Origin of the sequence: Microcystis sp. T1-4 (genome assembly GCF_000297435.1) — a bacterium.
In the GTDB taxonomy this organism is placed as follows: domain Bacteria; phylum Cyanobacteriota; class Cyanobacteriia; order Cyanobacteriales; family Microcystaceae; genus Microcystis.
Map to the genome: position 1 here is coordinate 1 of NZ_CAIP01000281.1, position 567 is coordinate 567.

Sequence of the window (567 nt, forward strand, 5' to 3'; positions counted from 1 at the left end):
TCCTGATGCACCCCTTCCATATGTTAGGTGTTGCCGGTGTGTTCGGCGGTTCCTTGTTCAGTGCAATGCACGGTTCGTTAGTAACTTCCTCCTTAGTGCGTGAAACCACTGAAATCGAATCTCAGAACTACGGTTACAAATTCGGTCAAGAGGAAGAAACCTACAATATCGTTGCCGCTCACGGTTACTTCGGACGTTTAATCTTCCAATACGCTTCTTTCAACAACAGCCGCTCTCTGCACTTCTTCTTGGGTGCATGGCCGGTAATCGGTATCTGGTTTACGGCAATGGGTGTTAGCACCATGGCGTTTAACCTCAACGGTTTCAACTTCAACCAGTCGATTCTCGATTCTCAAGGTCGTGTAATCGGTACTTGGGCCGATGTGTTGAACCGCGCTGGTATCGGTATGGAAGTAATGCACGAGCGCAACGCTCACAACTTCCCCTTAGACTTGGCTAGTGGTGAACAGGCTCCTGTAGCTCTGACTGCTCCTGCTATCAATGGTTAATTCCTAGTCTGAACGAAAAGGCACTCCCGCGAGGGGGTGCTTTTTTGTTGTTAGAATT

1 pseudogene is annotated in these 567 nt (G+C 48.7%); it reads left to right on the top strand.

Features of this window, described 5'->3' with window-relative positions:
* Positions 1-509 (top strand): annotated as a pseudogene (locus tag MICAI_RS16130) (photosystem II q(b) protein); the annotation flags it as partial.
* Positions 510-567: the final 58 nt, after the last annotated feature.